Origin of the sequence: Phreatobacter sp., assembly GCF_016793595.1 — a bacterium.
Classification (GTDB): domain Bacteria; phylum Pseudomonadota; class Alphaproteobacteria; order Rhizobiales; family Phreatobacteraceae; genus Phreatobacter.
The window spans coordinates 99,278-119,797 of record NZ_JAEULY010000023.1 but is presented as its reverse complement, the minus strand read 5'-3'; the positions used below and the strand labels follow the sequence as shown (position 1 = coordinate 119,797).

22 protein-coding genes are annotated in these 20,520 nt (G+C 67.5%); 19 read left to right on the top strand and 3 right to left on the bottom strand.

Annotated features, from left to right (window positions below):
• The first annotated feature begins 78 nt into the window (after window positions 1-78).
• Window positions 79-726 (top strand): DUF1007 family protein, encoded by a 648-nt coding sequence (locus tag JNK84_RS21090; RefSeq protein WP_293427924.1) that lies wholly within the window; start codon window positions 79-81, stop codon window positions 724-726.
• A complete protein-coding gene (locus JNK84_RS21085) occupies window positions 723-1,697 on the top strand; it encodes a nickel/cobalt transporter (RefSeq protein WP_293427922.1) in 975 nt (324 codons plus the stop codon). Before JNK84_RS21090 ends, JNK84_RS21085 begins: the two co-directional genes overlap by 4 nt.
• Before the next feature lie 76 nt (window positions 1,698-1,773).
• On the opposite strand, the gene JNK84_RS21080 is transcribed toward JNK84_RS21085, so the two are convergent.
• Window positions 1,774-2,298 (bottom strand): GcrA family cell cycle regulator, encoded by a 525-nt coding sequence (locus JNK84_RS21080; RefSeq protein WP_441343285.1) that lies wholly within the window; start codon window positions 2,296-2,298, stop codon window positions 1,774-1,776.
• Between the two features lie 421 nt (window positions 2,299-2,719).
• Between JNK84_RS21080 and JNK84_RS21075 the strand changes: the two genes are divergently transcribed.
• The 6 genes from JNK84_RS21075 to leuC all read left to right on the top strand — a co-directional run bounded on the left by JNK84_RS21075 (window position 2,720) and on the right by leuC (window position 7,958).
• On the top strand, window positions 2,720-3,082 hold the full coding sequence (locus tag JNK84_RS21075) for an ArsR/SmtB family transcription factor (protein WP_293427918.1): 363 nt from the start codon (window positions 2,720-2,722) through the stop codon (window positions 3,080-3,082).
• The gene (locus tag JNK84_RS21070; RefSeq protein ID WP_293427916.1) at window positions 3,079-3,768 is read left to right on the top strand and encodes an aquaporin; all 690 of its coding nucleotides are present in this window, start codon (window positions 3,079-3,081) and stop codon (window positions 3,766-3,768) included. Before JNK84_RS21075 ends, JNK84_RS21070 begins: the two co-directional genes overlap by 4 nt.
• Window positions 3,765-4,172: an arsenate reductase (glutaredoxin) gene (arsC, locus tag JNK84_RS21065; protein WP_293427914.1), complete on the top strand. Its 408-nt coding sequence runs from the start codon at window positions 3,765-3,767 to the stop codon at window positions 4,170-4,172. The genes JNK84_RS21070 and arsC overlap by 4 nt, the downstream gene beginning before the upstream one ends.
• Before the next feature lie 147 nt (window positions 4,173-4,319).
• Window positions 4,320-5,516 (top strand): aspartate aminotransferase family protein, encoded by a 1,197-nt coding sequence (locus JNK84_RS21060; protein WP_293427912.1) that lies wholly within the window; start codon window positions 4,320-4,322, stop codon window positions 5,514-5,516.
• Window positions 5,513-6,430 carry an ornithine carbamoyltransferase gene (argF, locus tag JNK84_RS21055; RefSeq protein WP_293427911.1) on the top strand — a complete coding sequence of 306 codons (918 nt, stop codon included), beginning with the start codon at window positions 5,513-5,515 and terminating at the stop codon, window positions 6,428-6,430. The genes JNK84_RS21060 and argF overlap by 4 nt, the downstream gene beginning before the upstream one ends.
• Before the next feature lie 118 nt (window positions 6,431-6,548).
• Window positions 6,549-7,958 carry a 3-isopropylmalate dehydratase large subunit gene (gene leuC / locus JNK84_RS21050; protein ID WP_293427909.1) on the top strand — a complete coding sequence of 470 codons (1,410 nt, stop codon included), beginning with the start codon at window positions 6,549-6,551 and terminating at the stop codon, window positions 7,956-7,958.
• Window positions 7,959-8,013: 55 nt separating this feature from the next.
• Here leuC and JNK84_RS21045 read toward each other — a convergent pair whose 3' ends face one another.
• Window positions 8,014-8,238 carry a hypothetical protein gene (locus JNK84_RS21045; RefSeq protein WP_293427907.1) on the bottom strand — a complete coding sequence of 75 codons (225 nt, stop codon included), beginning with the start codon at window positions 8,236-8,238 and terminating at the stop codon, window positions 8,014-8,016.
• A gap of 477 nt (window positions 8,239-8,715) precedes the next feature.
• Here JNK84_RS21045 and JNK84_RS21040 point away from each other — a divergent pair, with 477 nt between their 5' ends.
• The 11 genes from JNK84_RS21040 (at window position 8,716) to JNK84_RS20990 (ending at window position 19,357) form a co-directional block, all read left to right on the top strand.
• The gene (locus tag JNK84_RS21040) at window positions 8,716-9,276 is read left to right on the top strand and encodes an invasion associated locus B family protein (RefSeq protein WP_293427905.1); all 561 of its coding nucleotides are present in this window, start codon (window positions 8,716-8,718) and stop codon (window positions 9,274-9,276) included.
• Window positions 9,267-9,812 (top strand): hypothetical protein, encoded by a 546-nt coding sequence (locus tag JNK84_RS21035; protein ID WP_293427903.1) that lies wholly within the window; start codon window positions 9,267-9,269, stop codon window positions 9,810-9,812. The genes JNK84_RS21040 and JNK84_RS21035 overlap by 10 nt, the downstream gene beginning before the upstream one ends.
• A 75-nt stretch (window positions 9,813-9,887) precedes the next feature.
• Complete coding sequence (gene rlmN / locus JNK84_RS21030; protein ID WP_293427901.1) at window positions 9,888-11,153, top strand: 23S rRNA (adenine(2503)-C(2))-methyltransferase RlmN; 1,266 nt, start codon at window positions 9,888-9,890, stop codon at window positions 11,151-11,153.
• A gap of 118 nt (window positions 11,154-11,271) precedes the next feature.
• A complete protein-coding gene (locus JNK84_RS21025; RefSeq protein ID WP_293427899.1) occupies window positions 11,272-12,681 on the top strand; it encodes a serine hydrolase domain-containing protein in 1,410 nt (469 codons plus the stop codon).
• Between the two features lie 73 nt (window positions 12,682-12,754).
• The gene (locus tag JNK84_RS21020) at window positions 12,755-13,216 is read left to right on the top strand and encodes a hypothetical protein (protein WP_293427897.1); all 462 of its coding nucleotides are present in this window, start codon (window positions 12,755-12,757) and stop codon (window positions 13,214-13,216) included.
• Window positions 13,213-13,539 carry a cupin domain-containing protein gene (locus JNK84_RS21015; protein ID WP_293427895.1) on the top strand — a complete coding sequence of 109 codons (327 nt, stop codon included), beginning with the start codon at window positions 13,213-13,215 and terminating at the stop codon, window positions 13,537-13,539. Before JNK84_RS21020 ends, JNK84_RS21015 begins: the two co-directional genes overlap by 4 nt.
• A 131-nt stretch (window positions 13,540-13,670) precedes the next feature.
• The gene (locus tag JNK84_RS21010) at window positions 13,671-15,284 is read left to right on the top strand and encodes an ABC transporter substrate-binding protein (RefSeq protein WP_293427893.1); all 1,614 of its coding nucleotides are present in this window, start codon (window positions 13,671-13,673) and stop codon (window positions 15,282-15,284) included.
• Window positions 15,285-15,375: 91 nt separating this feature from the next.
• Window positions 15,376-16,359 carry an ABC transporter permease gene (locus JNK84_RS21005; protein WP_293427891.1) on the top strand — a complete coding sequence of 328 codons (984 nt, stop codon included), beginning with the start codon at window positions 15,376-15,378 and terminating at the stop codon, window positions 16,357-16,359.
• A 7-nt stretch (window positions 16,360-16,366) separates the two neighbouring features.
• Window positions 16,367-17,326, top strand: coding sequence for an ABC transporter permease (locus JNK84_RS21000; RefSeq protein WP_293427889.1), 960 nt, complete (start codon window positions 16,367-16,369; stop codon window positions 17,324-17,326).
• Between the two features lie 7 nt (window positions 17,327-17,333).
• Entirely contained in the window at window positions 17,334-18,359 is a 1,026-nt protein-coding gene (locus tag JNK84_RS20995; RefSeq protein ID WP_293427887.1) for an ABC transporter ATP-binding protein, read from the top strand.
• On the top strand, window positions 18,356-19,357 hold the full coding sequence (locus JNK84_RS20990; RefSeq protein WP_293427885.1) for an ABC transporter ATP-binding protein: 1,002 nt from the start codon (window positions 18,356-18,358) through the stop codon (window positions 19,355-19,357). Before JNK84_RS20995 ends, JNK84_RS20990 begins: the two co-directional genes overlap by 4 nt.
• A gap of 9 nt (window positions 19,358-19,366) precedes the next feature.
• Here JNK84_RS20990 and JNK84_RS20985 read toward each other — a convergent pair whose 3' ends face one another.
• A complete protein-coding gene (locus JNK84_RS20985; RefSeq protein ID WP_293427883.1) occupies window positions 19,367-20,494 on the bottom strand; it encodes a hypothetical protein in 1,128 nt (375 codons plus the stop codon).
• Window positions 20,495-20,520 lie beyond the last annotated feature (26 nt).

Sequence of the window (20,520 nt, the reverse complement as noted above, 5' to 3'; positions counted from 1 at the left end):
AGCTCCGCCATATGGTCCGCCATATCTTGGCCGCGTTCGGACCGCCAAGAAGGAGCGTCACACAATTCGGGGTTCTCCGTGCCGCCGCTCAGGCTCCTCGCCCTTGCGTTCTCCGCTTACCTGGCCCTCGGAGCCGGGGCCGCGTTCGCCCATCCGCACGTGCAGGTCGAGACCGAGACGCGCATCACGCACGACGCCTCTGGCCAGGTGACGGCCGTCGAGCACATCTGGACCTTCGACGAGATGTACTCGACCTATGCGACGCAGGGCCTCGACAAGAATGGCGACGGCCAACTCAGCCGCGAGGAGCTCGCCGAACTGACCAATGTGAATGTCGAGCATCTGGGGCAGCAGCGCTTCTTCACGGTGCTCAAGCACGAGCGCCGTTTCGTGTCCTTCGGCGCGGTGCGCGATGCCTGGTCGGAGGTGAGGAACGGCAAGCTCGTGCTGCACTTCACCGTGCCGGTCGCGACACCGTTCAAGGCGACCGGGCGACCGCTGACGGTCGAGATCTACGACCCCGACTATTTCGTCGCCTTCGTGCCCGCTGACGGCGAGCCCATGCGCCTCGTGGATGCGCCAGCCGCGTGCAGGCTCGACTACACGCCGCCGCGCGGCGGCGGTCAGTCCGCCGCCACGCTGTCGGAGAGCTTCTTCCAGGCGCTCGGCCCCAACGCCAATTTCGGCGCGCAGTTCGCTGGCCGCTACACGGTGAACTGCCAGTGAGGGCGACACGGATCGCCCGCGCGGCGGCCCTCGCGGCTGCCTGCGCCATCCTTGTCATTGGTCTCGGTGATGCGCTGGCGCAGGCGCCGCCCTCGGCCTTTGGCGGCGCCCGGCCGCCGGCCCCGACCGGTCTCGTCGGCTGGATCATCGAGCAGCAGGCGGCCTTCTACCGGCAGCTCTCGGCCGCCGTGCGCGGCATCCGCTCCGGGGACCGGGCGGCCTTCGCGACGCTGGTCGGCGTGTCGTTTCTCTACGGGGTGTTCCATGCGGCGGGGCCCGGCCACGGCAAGGCGGTGATCTCGTCCTATATCGTCGCCACGGGCGAAACGATGCGCCGCGGCCTCGTGCTGGCCGCCCTGTCGTCCCTGCTCCAGGCGTTCACCGCCATCGCGCTGGTCGGCTTCCTCGCGGCGGTGCTCGGCGCGACGGCGCGGACCATGGGGCAGGTCGTCAACTGGATCGAGATCGTCGCCTATGCGCTGATCGTGGTCATCGGCCTCAGGCTGCTCTGGTCGAAGGGGCGCGCCTTCGTCGCGCGCTTCGCCTCGTGGCGCTCGGGCCGGCCGGTCGCGGGCATGGCCTGCGACGACAATTGCGCCCATCTGCCGGCGGCGGAACAGGTCGCGCGCATCCGCTCATGGCGGGAGGCTCTGGCGGTGATCGTCAGCGTGGGCCTGAGGCCCTGCACGGGCGCGATCCTCGTGCTGGTCTTCGCGCTGTCGCAGGGCATCGTCCACGCCGGCATCGCGGCGACCTTCGCCATGGCGGCCGGCACGGCGCTGACGGTCGCCGCGATCGCGGCGCTCGCCTCCGGCGCGAAAGCGCTGGCGGTGAGGCTCGCCTCCGCGCGCGCGGGCTCGATCACCCTGCTTCTGAGCGCGGTCGAGGTGGCGGCGGCGGCGCTGGTGGTGCTGTTCGGAGCGGCGCTGCTGACCGGCTATCTCGCGGTCGAGCGGATGATGCCGTTCTAACCGGCCCAAAAGAAAAGCCCTCTCCGGGGAGAGGGCCGTTTGGGGGTCGAGAGATTTTCTTGTTGTAGAAGGCGCGTCAGCGACCGCTGGCGACCTTGCGGTCGCGACGACGGTCGACCACCGGCTGGTAGGCGATGCGGGCGTGGTAGCCGCAATAGGGGATGCCGGTGCCGGAGCGGGCGCCGCAGTAGCGGAACTCCTCGGTGCCGGGCTCGCCGATCGGCCAGCGGCAGGAATATTCCTTCAGCTCCATGATCGTGCAGCGCTCACCCATGGGAACGACATTGTCGATCTCGGGCAGTGGCGCCACGTCCACCGCCGGCATCAGATCAGGCGCCGGGCGCGGCTTGAAGGCGAGGTTGGAGCGGGACGCCGGCATGGACGGGCGGGGCGGAGCCGAGGGCGTCGCGCGCGCGGGCTTGCGGGCACGCGGGGCCGAGGAGGACGGGGCCTTGGCCCGGCCGGACAGGCCGAGGCGATGGACCTTGCCGATGACAGCGTTGCGCGTCACCTGACCCAGTTCGCCGGCGATCTGGCTGGCGCTAAGCCCGTCGTTCCAGAGCTTCTTGAGAAGCTCGACCCGCTCGTCGGTCCACTGCAACTGTTGCATGTGCCTGTCTCCCCCGGGGTTGGGCGGCGGCCATCAGAATCCGCTCTCCCGCGCCGCCCCGGAATGGGGCGTCGCTGGGACGCTGATACGCCTGTGGTTAGGTCCGCCGCACGAGATGTCGTATGCCGATGCCCGGACACTACGCTATCGATTGAATCTGGCGCAAGAGTCCGGCGAATCCACGGGCCGTTTTCCCCAGTGAGTTGAGGAGCGTGGCGAATCCATCCACAGGCCGCGCGGCCGGAACCGCGCCGGATGGCTGAGTCTTACCAAGACCTTAAGAAGAGTGTGCTTTTTGAGTCACTCCGAAGGAGCGATTTCACGGGGTTGGACCTTCCCTTGCGAGTCATGCCGGCAGGGTCGGCGCGGGCCTGTCTTGTCGCTGTCATGTTGAATCGATAATTCTCGATATATGGATGATATCGAGACCATCGCCGTGCTCTCTGCGCTCGCCCAGCCGACCCGGCTCGCCAGCTTTCGCATGCTGGTCGCGCGCGAGCCGGAAGGCATCCCCGCCGGCGAGATCGGCCGCGAGCTCGCGGTGACGCAGAACACGATGTCGGCGCATCTCGCGGTGCTGGCGCGGGCAGGGCTGGTGCGCGGCGAGCGGCGTGGCCGCTCGATCGTCTATCGCGCGGACCTCGACCGGTTTCGCGCGGTGACGCTGCACCTCGTCCAGGATTGCTGCGGCGGGCGCCCGGAGGTGTGCGCGCCGCTGACGGACCAGCTCGCGCCGCGCCGCGCCGCGAAGGCGACGGGGGGCAGGGGCCGATGACCTTCGACCTGCCGCGCCGACTGGCGGCCGAGGCCATCGGCACCGCGATGCTGGTCGCGACCGTCGTCGGGTCGGGCATCATGGCGGATGGACTGACCCGCGATCAGGCGTTGGCCCTGCTCTGCAACACGCTGCCGACCGGCGCCATTCTCGTTGTCCTCATCGCGATCCTGGGGCCGGTCTCCGGTGCGCATTTCAACCCGGCCGTGTCGATGGTCTTCGCGCTGCGCGGCGACCTCGCCGGTCGCGAGGCGACGGCCTATGCCGCCGCGCAGGTCCTCGGTGGCATTGCCGGAACCGCCATCGCCCATCTCATGTTCGGTCTCGCCCCTTTCGGCATCTCGCCGAAGATCCGGACGGGCGCGTCGCAATGGTTCGCCGAATGGGTGGCAGCCTTCGGACTGGTGGCGACCATATTCGGCGGTCTGCGCTTCGCCGCGCAGGCCGTGCCCTGGCTGGTCGGCCTCTACATCACCGCCGCCTACTGGTTCACTGCATCGACCTCCTTCGCCAATCCGGCGGTGGCGGTAGCAAGGTCGCTGACCGCGACCTTCTCGGGCATCCGCCCCGTCGATCTTCCGGGATTCATCGTGGCGGAGCTCGCGGGCGCCGCCTGCGCCCTCGCATTCATGGGCTGGCTTCTCGCCGGCGCCACCGCAAGACCGGCAGGGGAGCCCGCTGAATGACCGTCACCATCTACCACAATCCCGATTGCGGCACGTCGCGCAACACGCTCGCCATGATCCGCCAGAGCGGCGAGGAACCCGTTGTCATCGAATATCTGAAGGCGCCGCCGAGCCGCGAGCGCCTCGTCGCCCTGATGGCGGCGATGGAGATCGGCCCGCGAGAGCTGCTGCGCCAGAAGGACACACCCTATGCCGCGCTCGGCCTCGACAACCCGGCGCTGAGCGACGAGCATCTGATCGACGCCATGATGATCCATCCGATCCTCATCAACCGCCCCATCGTCGAGACGGAACTCGGCACAAGGCTCTGCCGGCCCTCGGAGGTGGTGCTCGACATCCTTGGCAGCCCCGCCATCGGCGACTTCGTCAAGGAGGACGGGGAGATCGTGCCGGGCCGAAGCTGATGCGTGCGGCTCGTCCCGGCGTAACGCCGGCTTACCGTCGGGAACCTTGACTTTTCGGCGCTCCGACCACATAGCTTCAAGCCGTGCCGCCCCCTCGGGGCGGCCGTTTTTTTCTGACTTTCGGGAGTATTCGACGAGGAGGTCGAAGTGATCACGCCGCTGATGCCGAACTATGCACGGTCCGAACTCGCCTTCGAGCGGGGCGAGGGTTGCTGGCTGGTGACGGCGGACGGGCGACGAGTCCTCGACTTCGGCGCAGGGATCGCGGTCAACGTGCTCGGCCACGCCCATCCCCATCTCGTCGAGGCTCTGACAGAGCAGGCCAAGAAGGTCTGGCACGTCTCCAACCTGCATAACGTCCCGGATGCCGAGCGGCTGGCGAAGCGTCTGATCGACGCGACCTTCGCGGACTCGGTGCTGTTCTGCAATTCGGGCGCGGAAGCGAACGAGGGCGCCATCAAGATGGCGCGCAAGTTCCATGCTTCGCGCGGCGAGGAGAACCGCTACCGGATCGTCACCTTCGAGGGCGCCTTCCATGGCCGCACGCTGGCGACCATCGCGGCCGGCGGCCAGAAGAAGTACCTTGAGGGCTTCGGTCCGAAGGTCGAGGGCTTCGACCAGGTGCCGTTCGGCGACCGCAAGGCGCTGGAAGCGCTGATCGGTGCCGACACGGCGGCGCTGATGATCGAGCCGGTCCAGGGCGAAGGCGGCCTGCGCGAGGTTCCGACCGAAGAGCTGCGCTACCTGCGCGATCTCTGCGACAGGCACGGCATGCTGCTGATCTTCGACGAGGTGCAGACCGGCGTCGGCCGCACCGGCAAGCTCTTCGCCTATGAGTGGGCGGGAGTTGCGCCGGACATCATGTCGATCGCCAAGGGCATCGGCGGCGGCTTCCCGCTCGGCGCGGTGCTGGCGGTGGAGAAATGCGCGGCGGTGTTCACGCCCGGCACGCACGGCACGACCTTCGGCGGCAATCCGCTCGCCATGGCGGTCGGCAATGCCGTGCTCGACGTGGTGCTGGCCCCGGGCTTCCTGGAGGACGTGCAGCGCAAGTCCCTGCTGTTCAAGCAGAAGCTCGCGGGGCTCGTCGACCAGCATCCGAAGGTGTTCGATCAGGTGCGCGGCGCCGGCCTGCTCACCGGCCTCAAATGCGTGCTGCCGAACGGCGACGTGACGGCGGAACTGCGCAAGGAGAACCTGCTGGTCGTGCCGGCGGGCGACAACGTCATCCGCCTCATTCCGCCGCTCAACGTCTCGGACGCCGAGATCGACATCGCGGTCGGCATGCTGGACAAGGCGGCGCGCAACCTCGAGGTCACCCTCGTCAGGGGAGCCGCCGAGTGACCACCCCCTTGAGGCATTTCATCGACCTCGGCGACTTCGCCGGGGCCGAACTGAGAACCATTCTCGATCGCTCGCGCGAATTGAAGAAGACCCGGCGTACGCCGGCGGCCGAGAAGCCGCTGGCCGGCAAGGTGCTGGCGATGATCTTCGAGCGCCCGTCGACCCGCACGCGCGTTTCCTTCGATGTCGGCATGCGCGAGCTCGGCGGCGAGACGATCATGCTCACCGGGGCCGAGATGCAGCTCGGCCGCGGCGAGACCATTTCGGACACGGCGCGGGTGCTCTCGCGCTATGTCGATGCCATCATGATCCGCATGCTCGACCACAATGCCGTGCGGGAACTCGCGGCGGCGGCGACCGTGCCGGTGATCAACGGCCTGACCAAGCGGTCGCATCCCTGCCAGATCATGGCCGACATCCTCACTTTCGAGGAGAAGAAGGGTTCGATCAAAGGCCGGACGATCGCCTGGGCCGGCGACGACAACAACGTGCTGGGATCGTGGATCGAGGCAGCGCCGCGTTTCGGCTTCAAGCTGAACATCGCGACGCCGGAGGAGCTCGCCCCGCGCCGCGAGATCATCGCAGCGGCCCAGCGCGCCGGCGGCGACATCACCTGGTCGTCCGATCCATACCATGCGGTGGAGGGCGCGGATTGCGTCGTCACCGACTGCTGGGTGTCGATGGGTGACGAGGATGCCGGCCGCCGCCACAACCTGCTGAAAGCCTATCAGGTCAACAAGCAGCTGATGAGTGCGGCCAGTTCCGACGCGATCTTCATGCACTGCCTGCCGGCCCATCGCGGCGAGGAAGTCACCGACGAGGTGATGGACGGGCCGCAATCGGTGGTGTTCGACGAGGCCGAAAACCGTCTGCACGCGCAAAAGGGCGTGCTGGCCTGGTGCTTCGGCGCCTGAGGCGCAGCCGGGGCGGCGCATGCCGCCGCCCTGTCATGCAGGCGCCGCAACGGGCCTTCTCTCTTGACCGATTCAAGGGTATGAGACCCGCCACTTTGTTGAATAACGGGGGTCCGCCATGGCCGCACCGCGCACGCTCTACGACAAGATCTGGGACGACCACGTGGTCGACCGGCAGGACGATGGCACCTGCCTTCTCTACATTGACCGCCATCTCGTCCACGAGGTGACGAGCCCGCAGGCTTTCGAGGGGCTGCGCACGACGGGCCGCAAGGTGCGTGCGCCGCAGAAGACGCTTGCCGTGGTCGACCACAACATCGCGACCACCTCGGACCGCAAGTTCGGCATCAAGGACGAGGAAAGCCGCACGCAGGTGGATGCGCTGGCGCAGAACTCCAAGGAGTTCGGCATCGAATATTACGACGCCGCCGACATCCGCCAGGGCATCGTCCACGTCATCGGGCCGGAGCAGGGCTTCACCCTGCCGGGCACGACCATCGTCTGCGGCGACAGCCACACCTCGACCCACGGCGCCTTCGGCGCGCTCGCCCATGGCATCGGCACCTCGGAGGTGGAGCATGTGCTCGCCACCCAGACGCTGATCCAGAAAAAGGCGAAGAACATGCTCGTCCGCGTCGACGGCACGCTGAAGGACGGCGTGACGGCGAAGGACATCATCCTCGCGATCATCGGCGAGATCGGCACGGCCGGCGGCACCGGCTCGGTGATCGAATATGCCGGCGAGGCGATCCGCGCCATCTCGATGGAAGGGCGGATGACCATCTGCAACATGTCCATCGAGGGCGGCGCGCGCGCCGGCCTGATCGCGCCGGACGAGAAGACCTACGCCTATCTGAAGGGCCGCCCGAAGGCCCCGAAGGGCATGGCCTGGGACATGGCGGTGAAATACTGGGAGACGCTCTACACGGAAGAGGGCGCCCATTTCGACCGCACGGTCGTGCTCGACGCCAACAACCTGCCGCCCATCGTCTCCTGGGGCACGTCCCCCGAGGATGTCATCTCCGTGCAGGGCATGGTGCCGAACCCGGACGAGATCGACGACGAGAACAAGCGCCTCTCCAAGTGGCGCGCGCTTGAGTACATGGACCTCAAGCCGGGCACCAGGATCACCGACATCCGCCTGGACAAGGTGTTCATCGGCTCCTGCACCAATTCGCGCATCGAGGACCTGCGCGAGGTCGCGCGCATCGTGAAGGACCGCAAGGTCGCATCCACGGTGTCGGCGATGATCGTGCCGGGCTCCGGCCTCGTGAAGGAGCAGGCCGAGCAGGAGGGTCTGGACAAGATCTTCACCGCCGCCGGTTTCGAATGGCGCGAGGCGGGCTGCTCCATGTGCCTCGCCATGAACCCCGACAAGCTGAAGCCCGGCGAGCGCTGCGCCTCGACCTCCAACCGCAATTTCGAGGGGCGTCAGGGCTACAAGGGCCGCACCCACCTCGTCTCGCCGATCATGGCGGCGGCGGCGGCGGTGGAAGGCCACTTCGTCGATATCCGGACCTGGGGCTGAGTTCGGCTCCGCATCCGATAAGTGTCACGGGCGGCTTCAGCCGCCCGTTGTCGTTTCAGCGCAGGCGTTCGCGCTCGTGCGCCATCAGCACGATCTGCCGCCGCAGCCAGGTCTCGCGGCTGTAGGCCGGCGTCAGGTTCTGCTCCATGCGGCGGATCTGGCCGAGCATGTCGGCGACGAACAGGATGAGCAGGGCCGCGAGGGCAAGGCCGGTCGCAAGGACCAGAGCGATCAGCAGGGGCTCGGTGATCAAGGCGCTGGCGATGTCATGGGAATGCATCATGGCCTCCATCGGCGCGTGACAGTTCCGAAACGCCTGTCCGCTTCCCCGGTGTGGACGTACAGATTTGCGCTTCTGGTCATGAGTATCGATGGCGACCGGCGCGGTTCGATTGCTCCGTCCTGACGGCATTTGAGCGGGCCGGCCGCAACGTCGTCCCACGCGCGGCGCCGGGACGGCCAGCGGGGCGGCGAATTCGCCGGATACCGGTGCTGAAGGGTTGTCGGGCCGGTCGTGTCGGGCTGCCTCATCGGCATCCGCAACCGGGAGTTTCGTGAAACTGCCCTAGTCTTGCCGGGATTGGCTCCCAATTACCTCGGCTGGGAGCGGCGGTACGGCGACTATGCCGACGGCGGAGGCGTCCGCCGCGAAAAAGGATGCGTCTTTACCGCATGTTTACCATGATGGCCGACACCATACCCACATCCCGGCGGAGCCGCCGTCTCCCGAAATCCGATTGAAGAGCCGAGTTCCGCGATGCGCTCCACCCGCTATCCCCTCTTCCCGACCCTCTCCGCAGCGCTCGTTCTGAGTGCTGTTGCTACCCATTCCAGCGATGTGCTCGCTCAGGCAGCCCGCCCCGGCAACGCCGCCGCCGCCGCGCAGCAGGGCTCGGCCGTCGCCCAGTTCGGTGACTGGGGTGTGTTCACCTCGACCACGCAGCGCGGCAAGGTCTGCTATGCCGCCTCGCAGCCAAAGGCGCGCGCGCCCGGCAACCTGCAGCGCGACCCTGCCTTCTTCTTCCTGACCTCGCGCCCCGGCGAAAACGTCCGCAACGAGGTGTCGCTGACGCTCGGCTTCCCGCTGCGCGGCGACGCCACGGTCGCCATCGGCTCCACGAACTTCGCGCTCTACACCCAGGCCAACGGCGCCTGGATCAAGAACGCCCAGGAGGAGGGCCGCATGGTCCAGGCCATGCGCGCGGGGTCGCAGCTGACCGTCCGCTCCACTTCGGCGCGGGGGAACGTCACCACCGACACCTATTCGCTGAGCGGCCTCGGCCAGGCACTGGACCGCGTCGCGCAGGAATGCCGCTGACGGCCTTGCGCCTTGCGGCCTTTGCCGTCGTCGCCGGCATGATGCTGGCCGGCGGCGCGCCGGCTGGCGCGCAGGCGATCAGCGGCATCAACCGGGTTGTCGCGACCCATGCCGAGTGGCAGGTCGTCCTCGCCGACACCAATCACGGCAAGCTCTGCTATGCGGCGGGCTCGCCGCATCTGCGCGAGCCGGAAGGTGCGGTCCGAGGGCGGGCCTTCATCTTCGTCACGACCCGCCCCGACGATCGGGTGCGTGACGAGATATCGATCATGTTCGGTTTCGAGGTGGCGCGTCGCTCGAACGTCGACATCGGCGGCGAGACCTTCGCCCTTGCCGGCGACAGCCAGGGCGCCTGGATCGCCGACCTTGCCGACGAGACGCGACTGGTCGCCGCCATGCGCCGCTATCCATGGATGAGCGTGCAGTCGCTCTCGGAGCTGGGCGAGGCGACGACCGACACCTATTCGCTCGACGGATTTGCCGCCGCCCTCGACCATGCCCGGCGTGAATGCGCCGACGGCGCGCCGACGAACTGATCGCCCGGCGGCAGAATTGCTGCCTGAGCGCGGCTTTCGTGCTATAGGCGCGCGCTTGCTAGGACGTTTGACCCGATGCCGACGCTCGATCTCGCGAATGCCAAGCCCGTTGCGAAGGCCGCCGCCGCAGGCGCCGCGCCGGCGCAAGCCCTGCCCCTGAAGCCCTCGCTGGTCGGTCTCGACCGCGCCGGGCTGAAGGCCGCGCTCGAAGCCATCGGCATCGAGGGTAAGGAGACGCGTATGCGCGTTTCCCAGCTCTGGGGCTGGATCTACCAGCGGGGAGCCAAGACGTTCGAGGAGATGTCCAACGTCTCCAAGCACCTGCGCGCGGCGCTCGTGGAGAACTATACGCTGGACCGGCCCGAGGTCGTGGTCGAGCAGGTGTCGGTGGACGGCACCCGCAAATGGCTGATGCGGATTCCGCCGAGCATCGCCGGCGAGAAATGGCACGAGATCGAGACCGTCTATATCCCGACGCGCGACCGCGGCACGCTGTGCATTTCCAGCCAGGTCGGCTGCACGCTGACCTGCTCGTTCTGCCATACCGGCACGCAAAAGCTGGTGCGCAACCTCACCGCCGCCGAGATCGTGGCGCAGATCATCGTCGCGCGCGACCGGCTCGGCGACTGGCCGGGACAGGAGCCGCCCGAAGGCGCCTTCGTGCCCGATGACGGCGGGCGCTTCGTCTCGAACATCGTGCTGATGGGCATGGGCGAGCCGCTCTACAATGTCGAGAACGTCACAGCAGCGCTGAAAGTGCTGCTGGATCAGGACGGCCTGCAGCTGTCGAAACGGCGCATCACGCTGTCGACCTCGGGCGTCGTGCCGGAGATCGGCAGGGTCGGCGAGGAGACCGGCGTCTCGCTGGCGATCTCGCTGCACGCGGTCACCGACACCCTGCGCGACGAACTGGTGCCGCTGAACCGGAAATACCCCATCGCCGACCTGCTGGACGCCTGCCGCAACTACCCGGCCGCGTCGAACGCCCGCCGCATCACCTTCGAATATGTGATGCTCAAGGGCGTCAACGATTCCATCGACGACGCGAAGCGGCTGGTGCGGCTGCTGAAGGGCATTCCCGCCAAGATCAACCTGATCCCGTTCAACCCGTGGCCGGGTTCGAAATACGAGTGCTCGGATTGGGAGCAGATCGAGCGCTTTTCGGAAATCGTGTTTGACGCGGGCTATTCCTCACCCGTACGCACGCCGCGCGGGCGCGACATCCTCGCCGCCTGCGGCCAGCTCAAGAGCGAGACGGAAAAGCTGCGCGCCAAGGAGCGGGCGGAGCTGATGTCCAAGGCCGAACAGGACGCCTTCCGCGCGATGAGCATGGTGGACTGAACGCGTGGCGCGAGGGCCGGCGCGCGAGCGCGGCCCTTGACCCCGCCGCGCCCGCAATGGTGAGCTTGGCCCGACCGGCGGCAAGACCGGGCAAGCTATCACGATGCGGGAGGAACCCATGCGGTTCATGCGACACGGCGCTGCGGCGCTGGTTCTGACGTTTGCCGGCAGCCTGACCCACACGACCACCGCATCCGCGCAGTTCGGGCCGGGGCCCGGCCCCGGCGGCCGTTTCGAGCGCGATGGCGGACCGGGCTTCGATCGCGACCCACGGCTGGAGCGCGGCGAGCGCCTCGACCGGCGCGGGCGCGAAGGCCGCCGGCTCCGCGAGGATACGGTGATGGGCTTCTCGCGCGAGCGGCTCGGCCGGATCAGCCCGGTCATGCGCGGTGAGGTGGAGCGCGCCATGTTCCCCGGCGCGGTGACGCTGATCGCCCGGCGCGGCCGGATCATCCATTTCGAGGCGCATGGCTTCCGCGATGCGGCCAAGACGCAGCCGATGACCCGCGACACGATCTTCATGCTGGCCTCGATGACCAAGCCGATCGTCTCGACGGCGGCGGTGATGCTGATCGAGCAGGGGCGGATGAAGCTCTCCGACCCGATCACCAACTGGCTGACCGAGCTGCGCGACCTCAAGGTCGAGGTGCGCCGCACCAATCCCGACGGCACGACGACATCGGAGGATGTCGCGCTGACGCGGCCGATCACCGTGCAGGACCTGCTGCGGCATTCCGCCGGCTTCACCTATGCCGGCGCGGTGCGCTCGCCGCGCATCAAGCAGCTCCTTGACGACCAGAACATCGAGGGCCGCACGGCGAACATCGCCGGCGACGAGATGCTGCGCCGGCTCGGCCAGATTCCGCTGACCCAGCAGCCCGGCACGAATTTCGAATATTCGATCTCGGTGGACGTGCTCGGCCTGCTCTTGGAGCGCGTCACCGGCAAGCGGCTCGACGTGCTGGTCAAGGAGATGATCCTCGACCCGCTCGACATGCGCGACACCGCCTGGTTCGTGCCGGAGGCGCGCCGCTCGCGCCTCGCCGAGGCGCTGGACAGCGACCCTCTGAAGGCGCCGTTCATTTCGGCCTATCGCATCTTAGAGAATCCGGCGGAAAACGGCCAGTACCTGCGGGGCGGCGCCGGCATGGTCTCGACCGCCGAGGACTATTTCCGCTTCGCGCAGATGATCCTGAACGGCGGCGAGTTCGAGGGCGCGCGGCTGCTGTCCTCGCGCTGGGTGAACTTCATGCTGTCGAACCACCTCGTCGGCATGGGTGGCTCGACCGCCGCCTCGACCGGGCCCGGCTACGGCTTCGGTCTCGGCTTCGCGGTGAGGCTGCAGGAGGGCTTCGCGGTGGCGCCGGGCTCGACCGGCGATGCCATGTGGGCGGGCGCCTGGGGCACCAGCTTCACCATCGATCCGCGCGAGGGCGTGGTCGGCATCCTGATGGCGCAGGGCCCCTCGAACCGCGTGCACACGCGCATGCTGTTCAAGAACCTGATCTACGGGGCGCTGGTGCGCTGAGCAGCACGGCGCAGGCCTGCGCTTCCAAGGCAGCGCTTCCGCGTAGCGGTGGCGGCGACTAAGGTCGCCGCCCATGATGGGGCGATTCCTTCACTACCTCGTCCGGCTGCTGATCGTCGCGGCCGGCTTCATTCTGGCGATCGCCGTCGGCGCGGCCATCGTGCTGCTGTTCGACCTCAATCGCGGCCGTGTGCCCGAGCCGCTGGCCGGCGGCGTCATGGTCGGTTTCCTGACATTTCAGGCCGCGCGGTTCATGTGGCCGCTGCTGATGGTCGAATTCGTCGCCGAGGCCATGCGCTGGCGCTCGCTCACCTTCCACCTCGGCGTCGGATTGCTCGGCGCGGTGGCGACGCTGGTCTTCGCCTGGGCGCAGGCAAGCTCCGAGCCGCCCGACCCGATCCTCGGCGCCGAACAGGCGATCACCGCGACCAAGGTGATCGTGGCGCTCGTCGCGGGCCTTGCCGGCGGCTTCGTCTACTGGCTCATCGCCGGCCGCTCGGCTGGCCTGACGCATATCGAAAGGACCTCGCCATGACCTTCACCTGCCGCCCGCCGGCCGACCCGCAGGTTCTTATCGACAACGACAAGGTGAAGGTCACCCAATGGAACTTCACCGACGGCGCGGAGACCGGCTGGCATCGCCACGGCTGGGACTATGTCGTCGTGCCGCTGGCGGACGGCAAGCTGATCGCCGAACTGCCGGGCGGCACCTCGGGCGAGTACGAGATGAAGACGCACGAGCCCTATTTCCGGCAGGAGGGCGTCGAGCACAACATCATCAACATTTCCGGCCGCGACTTCGCGTTCATCGAGATCGAGATCAAGCCGCAGGGGCCGCCCCCGAAACCCGCTGCCTAGGCCGCGAACACGCCCGTTTGCGCGGCATTTCGTCCACAACGCTTCCGTGACAGTGCCGAAAGGCCTGTTTATGATCGCTCCAATGAGCCGGGCGAGGGGCCCGGCCGCCATCTGCTTTGCGGAGACGTTGGATGCGTTTTGGATCAAAGCTCCTTGCCGGCGCGCTGCTCGCAGCCGCGGCTTTCGTGACGGTCGCCGAGGCCCGCACCGTGCGCTGGGCGCGCTCGGTCGACGCCCAGACGCTCGATCCGATGTCGGCCAATATCGGCCCGACCTCGAACCTTGCCCATCAGATCTACGAGACGCTCGTCATCCGCGGCTATGACGGCAAGCTGGTGCCGACGCTGGCCACCGAATGGCGCATCCTGCCCGACGATCCGACCGTCTGGGAGTTCAAGCTCCGGCAGGGCGTCAAGTTCCACAACGGCACCGACTTCACCGCCGACGATGCCGTGTTCTCCTTCGATCGCGCGCGCCGCCCGACATCCGACTATCGCGGTCTTCTGACCTCGATCGAGAGCGTCACCAAGGTCGATGCCCATACGATCCGGGTCAAGACCAAGGCGCCGAATCCGCTGCTGCCGGAGAACCTCACCAACATCTTCATGATGTCCAAGGCCTGGGCCGAGGCGAACAACGCGCTTGAGCCGCAGAACATCCGCGAGCGCCAGGAGAACGGCGCGACGCGCAACGCCATGGGCACCGGGCCGTTCACACTCGTCTCGCGCGAGCCGGACGTGCGCACGGTGATGCGCCGGTTCGACGGCTACTGGGGCAAGGGCCAGTTTCCGCTGGAAGTGTCCGAGCTGATCCTCGTGCCGATCCAGCAGGACGCGACCCGTATCGCCGCGCTGCTCTCCGGCGAGGTGGATGTCGTCCACGACGTGCCGGTGCAGGACATCGCCCGCCTCGCCCAGAGCCAGGGCATCAAGGTGACGACCGGCCCCGAGAACCGCGTCATCTTCCTCGGCTTCAATGTCGGGCAGGCCGAGCTGAAGTCCTCGGACCTGAAGGGTCGCAACCCCTTCGCCGATGCGCGCGTGCGCAACGCCATCAACGGCGCCATCAACCGCGACGCCATTACCCGCGTCGTGATGCGCGGACAGGGCCAGCCCATCGGCTATGTCGGCTCGCCGTTCATCTCCGGCTATTCGCAGGAACTGGCGGCCGTGCCGCGCTTCGATCCCGCCGCCGCCAACCGCGCGCTGGACGAAGCGGGTGTCCGCCGCCGCCCAGAGGCTGGCAATACCCGCTTCTCGGTGACGCTCCAGTGCACCAACAACCGCTATGTCTCGGACGAGAACATCTGTCAGGCGGTCGTCGCCATGATGGGCCAGCTCGGCATCCGGGCGAACCTCGTGGCCAAGCCGGCGGCGCAGCACTTCCCGGAGTTGCAGCGCGAGGAACTCGACTTCTTCCTCGTCGGCTGGGGCATCCCGACCTATGACGCGGAATATATCCTGACCTTCCTCTACCACACGCGGACGGCGAGCAACGGCACCTGGAACGGCACGCGCTATTCCAACCCGGCGCTCGACACGCGGATGCTGGCGCTCCAGACCATGCCGGACATCCAGCGCCGCAATGCCGAACTCGCGGCGATCCAGAAGCAGCTCCGCGACGAGGCGATCTACATTCCGCTGCACCTGCAGTCGATCAGCCACGCCTCGCGCGGCGGCATCGAGGTGCCGGTCCATCCGGATGCGGGCGCCTGGTTCAAGCTGTTCCGCTTCGCCGGCTCCTGATCGCAGCCAAGCTTGGGCGGTCTCCTCTTGCCGAGGAGGCCGCCTGCATCGTCCGGCCTCGCGCCGGCCCTGAAGACCGGTTCCGCGTTCCATGATCGCCTATATCGTCAAGAGCCTTGCCCAAGCGGCGATGGTCATGCTGGCGGTCGCGCTGGTCGCCTTCTCCATGTTCCGCTTCATCGGCGATCCCGTCTCGAACCTGGTCGGCCAGGAGGCGACGATCCAGGATCGCGAGGAGCTGGCCCGCGAGCTCGGCCTGATGGACCCGTTCCCGATCCAGTTCGCGCGTTTCGTCGGCAATGCCGCGCGGCTGAATTTCGGCGTCAGCTACCGGCAGGGACGGCCGGTCTCCGACCTCATCGCGGAACGCCTGCCGGCGACCGTCGAGCTCGCGGTTCTCTCCGCCCTCTTCGCGCTGCTGGTCGGCATAGCGCTCGGCGTCTATACGGCGATCCGCAGGGACGGCATCCTCTCGCACCTGATCCTGTCAGTGTCGCTGGTCGGCGTATCGCTGCCGACCTTCCTGATCGGCATCGGCCTGATCTGGCTGTTCGCGGTCGAACTGCGCTGGCTGCCGTCCTTCGGGCGCGGCGACACCGTGAAGATCGGCTGGTGGACCACCGGGCTGCTGACCGTTTCGGGCCTGAAGTCGCTGGTCATGCCGGTGCTCACCCTCGGCTTCTATCAGCTGACCCTGATCATGCGCCTCGTGCGCGCCGAGATGCTGGAAACGATGCGGACGGAATATGTGAAGTTCGCGCGCGCCCGCGGCGTGCCGGAGCGGGTGATCTGGTTCCGCCACGCGCTGAAGAACACGATGGTTCCGGTCATGACCATTGCCGGCCTGCAGCTCGGCGGCGTCATCGCCTTCGCCATCGTCACCGAGAGCGTGTTCCAGTGGCCGGGGCTCGGCGCGCTGTTCGTGCAGGCCGTGCAGTTCGTCGACATACCCGTGATGGCGGCCTATCTGATGTTCGTGGCCTTCGTCTTCGTGGTCACCAACCTCGTCGTCGATCTTCTCTATTTCGCGCTCGATCCGCGCCTGCGCGGCACGGGCGCGGCAGCGGCTCATTGAGGGCACCATGGCTCTCGCCGACGACATCAAGACCAAGTCCGCGCCGACATTCGGCCAGCGGCTGGCGCGCGCCTGGGATTCCGACATCGCCTGGAGCTTCCGGCACTCGCCGGTGGCGATCGTCGCCGCGGCGATGACGGTGATCCTGCTGACCGCCTCGCTCTGCGCCAACTTCATCGCGCCGCAGGACGCCTTCGACCCGGCGGCGCTCAACCTGCTCGACGCCTATACCCGGCCGGGCGAGGCCGGCATGGGCTCCAACACGGTGTTCATGCTCGGCTCCGACAATCAGGGCCGCGACCTGTTCTCGGCGATCCTCTACGGCTCGCGCGTGTCGCTGTTCGTCGGCTTCTCCTCGGTCGCCTTCTCGGTTGTCATGGGCGTCGGCCTCGGCCTCGTCTCCGGCTATCTCGGCGGGCGCACGGACGCCTTCATCATGCGCGTCGCCGACATCCAGCTGTCGTTTCCGGCGATCCTGATCGCGCTGCTGTTCTTCGGCGTCGCGCGCGGCGTCATCCCGCCGGCGCACCATGAGCAGATGGCGATCTGGGTGCTGATCGTCGCCATCGGCCTGTCGAACTGGGCGCAATATGCCCGCACCGTGCGCGGCTCGACCATGGTCGAGCGCAACAAGGAATATGTGCAGGCCTCGCGCGTCATGGGCCGCTCGCCCTTCTTCATCATGCTGCGCCACGTGCTGCCCAACGTCACCGGGCCGGTTCTCGTGATCGCCACGATCAATCTGGCGCTCGCCATCATCGAGGAGGCGACGCTGTCGTTCCTCGGCGTCGGCGTGCCGGCGACCCAGCCCTCGCTCGGCACGCTGATCCGGTTCGGCCAGCAATACCTGTTCTCCGGCGAGTGGTGGATCCTGCTGTTCCCCGCGCTTTCCCTCGTTCTTCTCGCGCTGTCGATCAACCTTCTGGGTGACTGGCTGCGCGATGCCCTCAATCCGAAGCTGCGTTGATGTTGCGATGACTGTTCCCGTCCTTTCCGTGCGCGACCTGGTCGTGCAGTTCCCGACCCGACGAGGGGCGCTGACCGCGGTCGACCGCATCTCGTTCGACATCGCGCCGGGCGAGGTGCTGGGCGTCGTCGGCGAATCCGGCGCCGGCAAGTCGATGACCGGCACGGCCGTCATCGGGCTTCTGGAACCGCCCGGCCGCATCACCGGCGGCGAAGTACTGCTGAAGGGCGAGCGGATCGACAATCTCGACGCGGAATCGATGCGGCGCCTCCGCGGCAAGCGGATCGGCATGGTGTTCCAGGACCCGCTGACCTCGCTCAATCCGCTCTACACGGTCGGCGAGCAGCTGATCGAGACGATCAGGACCCATACCAGCCTGACGCACGCGCAGGCCCGCACACGCGCGATCGACCTCCTGACCGAGGTCGGCATTCCCGCGCCGGACAAGCGCATCGACAACTATCCGCACCAGTTCTCTGGCGGCATGCGCCAGCGCGTGGTGCTGGCGCTGGCGCTCTGCGCCGAGCCCGAACTGGTGATCGCCGACGAACCGACGACGGCGCTCGACGTGTCGGTGCAGGCGCAGATCATTTCGCTGCTCAAGAAGCTCTGCAAGGACCACGGCACGGCGGTCATGCTGATCACCCACGACATGGGCGTGATCGCCGAAACCGCCGATCGCGTCGCGGTCATGTATGCCGGCCGGATCGCCGAGATCGGCCCGGTGCAGGATGTCATCAAGCGCGCCCGCCATCCCTATACCGAGGGGTTGATGGGCTCGATCCCCTCGCTGGACAGCGATTCCGAGCGCCTCGTCCAGATCCCCGGCTCCATGCCGCGGCTGACCGCGATTCCGCGCGGCTGCGCCTTCAATCCGCGCTGCCCCAAAGTGTTCGACCGCTGCCGCGTCGAGCGCCCCGACCCCATCGCCGTCGGCGCGACATCCGTCGCCTGCTGGCTTTACGACAATGCCGGCGGTTCCGTGCTTGCGGATGCCGCGCCGGCCTCCACCGAGATGCGGCCCGCGTCATGACCGAACCCCTCGTTTCCGTCCGCAACCTGTCGCGCACCTTCGATGTCTCGAAGCCCTGGCTGAACCGCGTCATCGAGCGCGAGGAAAAGCGCCTGCTGCGTGCCGTGCAGGACGTGTCCTTCACCATCGCGCCGCGCGAGACCTTCGCGTTGGTCGGCGAATCCGGCTCGGGCAAGTCGACCGTCGCGAACATGGTCGTCGGCCTTTTGCCGCCGACCAACGGCTCGGTGATCATCGACGGGGTCGACATCGCCAAGCCCGCCGACGCGCAGAAGCTGAAGGCGCTGCGCCGCCGCATCCAGATGATCTTCCAGTCGCCCTATGCCTCGCTCAATCCGCGCTGGCGGGTCGACCGGATCATCGCCGAGCCGATCCGCGCCTTCGGGCTGATGAGCGACAATCGCGAGATCGAGACGGAGGTCGGCCGCCTCCTGCGCACGGTGGGTCTCGACCCCGCCGACGGCGCGAAATATCCGCACGAGTTCTCCGGCGGCCAGCGCCAGCGCATCGCCATCGCCCGCGCGCTGTCTTCCAAGCCCGAATTCATCGTCTGCGACGAGCCGACCTCGGCGCTGGACGTGTCGGTGCAGGCGCAGATCCTCAACCTGATGCGCGACCTGCAGGACGAGTTCGGCCTGACCTACCTGTTCATCTCGCACAATCTCGCCGTCGTCCGGCACATGGCGACGCGCATCGGCGTGATGTATCTCGGCCGCCTCGTCGAGGTCGCGCCGGCGCGGCAGATGTTCGCGGCGCCCCGTCATCCCTATACGCGCATGCTGCTCGACGCGGTGCCCGACCTCGAAATGACCGGCCGCGCGCGCAAGCCGGTGGACGGCGAGATCCCGAATCCGATCACTCCGCCGCCGGGCTGTCCGTTCAATCCGCGCTGCCCGCTCGCCAACGGGCGTTGCCGCACCGAAATGCCGGCGGCGATGACGGACGGGCTCGGCACGGTCGCCTGCCACGCCGTCGCGGAAGGGCGCCTCGCGGCGTGAGACCGTGCTCTACCTTTTCCCGAAGGGCCAGCCGGAGACGTTGACGTCCGGCACGGTGAACCAGCCGAATGCCTTGTTGGCGATATAGACGAGGTCATAGGGCAATATCGACCAGGTCGGGATGCCCTCATAGACCCATGCCCAGGGCACGATCAGCCAGACGATGGCGAGAGCGGCGACCTCGCGGCGCGACAGGCTCGACAGGAAGTCCGGTTCGGCCAGCCAGAAGGCGAAGACCAGCGGGAAGGTGACGATGGCCAGCACCCGCGTCTGGTCGTTGACGACCATCAGCAAGGGAAGCAGGCCAAGAAGGCAGACGAGGAATGGAATCGCGGCCCGGCCGCGATCGGCATAGCGGATGGCGACCAGCCAGCCGGCGCCGAGGACCGTCCAGACCACGTACTGGCTGTGGAACCAGAACTGCCCGAGCATGGTGGTGAGATAGGTGAGGAACCAGCCGGTGCGCCCGGTGACCTGCATGCCGGAGAGGTGGAAGATCAGCATCAGCGCAAGCTTGCCCGCGATGACGCCGCCGATGACGGCAACCGCGCTGCGCCACGGATAGATGGCCGGGCCACCGAAGCGCGGCGTCGCGAAGCTCGCGACGGCGAGCGCGGCGAAGCCGAACATGCTTTGCTCGAAATGCTGCAAGCCGAGCAGCACGCCAACGCAAGCGGCGAGGGGCGCGCGGTCGCGCAAGGCGAGCGCGGAAGCCATCAGGAGCAGCGTCAGGGAATCGTTGCCGATCCAGAAATAGGCGGTGGCCGAGACCGGCATGACCGCGAATATGATCATGGAGGCGCGCGCCTGAGCTTCTTCGAGCCGCGTGAAGGCAAGCCAGGCGACCAGAGTGGTAAAGGCGAGCGAGAAGCCGAGGTGGAGGAGCAGGAACAGCCCGTCCTGAGTCGCGCCGATGAGCCAGGCGAGGAAGGGAGCGAGCCAGCTCGTGAAGATGTACTGCTCGGAGGCGCGAGGCTCCCAGAGGATGAAGGGGTTCTGTGCGATGCGGATCGAGGAACCGAGATTGGGGATGTGCCAGATCCCGGTTTTCACGAACATGATCGTGAAGAGCACCGCGAGGAAGCGGGTGCGCGTCCAGCCGAAGATGGCGCCTTCGACGAGGCTGAGGGCTTTCATGCGGGTATCCAGGGCAGCAGTCGGGC

What these genes read in the sequence shown, in the direction of transcription:
- JNK84_RS21075 (WP_293427918.1), top strand. Translation starts at nt 2,720, where the DNA reads ATGGATGATATCGAGACCATCGCCGTGCTCTCTGCGCTCGCCCAGCCG.
- JNK84_RS21070 (WP_293427916.1), top strand. Translation starts at nt 3,079, where the DNA reads ATGACCTTCGACCTGCCGCGCCGACTGGCGGCCGAGGCCATCGGCACC.
- arsC (WP_293427914.1), top strand. Translation starts at nt 3,765, where the DNA reads ATGACCGTCACCATCTACCACAATCCCGATTGCGGCACGTCGCGCAAC.
- leuC (WP_293427909.1), top strand. Translation starts at nt 6,549, where the DNA reads ATGGCCGCACCGCGCACGCTCTACGACAAGATCTGGGACGACCACGTG.
- JNK84_RS21045 (WP_293427907.1), bottom strand. Translation starts at nt 8,238, where the DNA reads ATGCATTCCCATGACATCGCCAGCGCCTTGATCACCGAGCCCCTGCTG.
- JNK84_RS21040 (WP_293427905.1), top strand. Translation starts at nt 8,716, where the DNA reads ATGCGCTCCACCCGCTATCCCCTCTTCCCGACCCTCTCCGCAGCGCTC.
- JNK84_RS21035 (WP_293427903.1), top strand. Translation starts at nt 9,267, where the DNA reads ATGCCGCTGACGGCCTTGCGCCTTGCGGCCTTTGCCGTCGTCGCCGGC.
- rlmN (WP_293427901.1), top strand. Translation starts at nt 9,888, where the DNA reads ATGCCGACGCTCGATCTCGCGAATGCCAAGCCCGTTGCGAAGGCCGCC.
- JNK84_RS21025 (WP_293427899.1), top strand. Translation starts at nt 11,272, where the DNA reads ATGCGGTTCATGCGACACGGCGCTGCGGCGCTGGTTCTGACGTTTGCC.
- JNK84_RS21020 (WP_293427897.1), top strand. Translation starts at nt 12,755, where the DNA reads ATGATGGGGCGATTCCTTCACTACCTCGTCCGGCTGCTGATCGTCGCG.
- JNK84_RS21015 (WP_293427895.1), top strand. Translation starts at nt 13,213, where the DNA reads ATGACCTTCACCTGCCGCCCGCCGGCCGACCCGCAGGTTCTTATCGAC.
- JNK84_RS21010 (WP_293427893.1), top strand. Translation starts at nt 13,671, where the DNA reads ATGCGTTTTGGATCAAAGCTCCTTGCCGGCGCGCTGCTCGCAGCCGCG.
- JNK84_RS21005 (WP_293427891.1), top strand. Translation starts at nt 15,376, where the DNA reads ATGATCGCCTATATCGTCAAGAGCCTTGCCCAAGCGGCGATGGTCATG.
- JNK84_RS21000 (WP_293427889.1), top strand. Translation starts at nt 16,367, where the DNA reads ATGGCTCTCGCCGACGACATCAAGACCAAGTCCGCGCCGACATTCGGC.
- JNK84_RS20995 (WP_293427887.1), top strand. Translation starts at nt 17,334, where the DNA reads ATGACTGTTCCCGTCCTTTCCGTGCGCGACCTGGTCGTGCAGTTCCCG.
- JNK84_RS20990 (WP_293427885.1), top strand. Translation starts at nt 18,356, where the DNA reads ATGACCGAACCCCTCGTTTCCGTCCGCAACCTGTCGCGCACCTTCGAT.
- JNK84_RS20985 (WP_293427883.1), bottom strand. Translation starts at nt 20,494, where the DNA reads ATGAAAGCCCTCAGCCTCGTCGAAGGCGCCATCTTCGGCTGGACGCGC.